At 56.8% G+C, this 389-nt stretch carries 1 protein-coding gene; it reads left to right on the forward strand.

Annotated elements, in window-relative coordinates:
- Nucleotides 1-350: hypothetical protein (locus AC1RPU_RS07965; RefSeq protein WP_481769638.1), on the forward strand; the 350-nt coding region annotated here is incomplete at its 5' end.
- Nucleotides 351-389 lie beyond the last annotated feature (39 nt).

Here is a 389-nt window from a genome sequence, read left to right on the forward strand (position 1 = left end):
GGGCTCGTGAGCGTGGCTGTATATGGGAAGGCAATCATTTTGGGGTCGGGCTGCGGGCATGCACGGACGCAGGCTGGAATTACATTCGCGGACGCGGAAAAGGGGAAAATATGATGAAAACAAAGACTGAAGGTGTGATTGTGACGAAACGTCGGAGCGGTCTCACGTTCAACGACATCGAGGAAGGCGAGCTGTTCAAAATCGGAGCCAACATCCGCGTCCGTTTCGGAAACGACGGCTATCTCGTGTGGACATCACCGGATTCGGGCTCTGCCGATTTCCGACGCACGTTCAACGGCAGCGAAGGCGTTAACCGGGTCACGCGTGTCGAGTTCGAGGTGGAAGAGTGAGCGAACCTGAGATCGTGCGCCTACGTCAGGCCCTATGCC

The organism is Dellaglioa sp. CoH-55-MRSF-7 (genome assembly GCF_056782235.1).